Origin of the sequence: Flavobacterium sp. LHD-85, from assembly GCF_030929595.1 — a bacterium.
GTDB lineage: Bacteria > Bacteroidota > Bacteroidia > Flavobacteriales > Flavobacteriaceae > Flavobacterium.
In genome coordinates this window covers 1-542 of sequence record NZ_JAVFVR010000040.1, presented here as the reverse complement: position 1 = coordinate 542, position 542 = coordinate 1, and the positions used below count along the sequence as shown (strand labels likewise).

Below are 542 nucleotides of genomic sequence, written 5' to 3'. Positions count from 1 at the left end.
ACCTCAGCCGTTTTTACACCGGCTACAGGAATCCTGACTTACACAGATGAGGATGGTGCTGCAACAGATATGGACCTATCGGTTATGATTCCCAATTTTGAGACCCTGACCTCCATTTCTCAGGACACTGCAGCTGGAACCATTACCTACATTGATGAAAAAGGGGTTTCCACTGTTTTGAATATAGCAGGCCTAATCGCCCAGCATGAAACGCTAACCTCAGCCGTTTTTGTGCCAACGACAGGAATCCTGACTTACACAGATGAGGATGGTGCTGCAACAGATATGGACCTATCGGTTATGATTCCCAATTTTGAGACCCTGACCTCCATTTCTCAGGACACAGCAGCTGGAACCATTACCTACATTGATGAAAAAGGGGTTTCCACTGTTTTGAATATAGCAGGCCTAATCGCCCAGCATGAAACGCTAACCTCAGCCGTTTTTACACCGGCTACAGGAATCCTGACTTACACAGATGAGGATGGTGCTGCAACAGATATGGACCTATCGGTTATGATTCCCAATTTTGAGACCCTGAC

At 46.5% G+C, this 542-nt stretch carries 1 pseudogene; it reads left to right on the top strand.

Annotation, left to right across the window (positions count from 1 at the left end):
* Window positions 1–542 (top strand): annotated as a pseudogene (locus tag RB618_RS23690) (hypothetical protein); the annotation flags it as partial.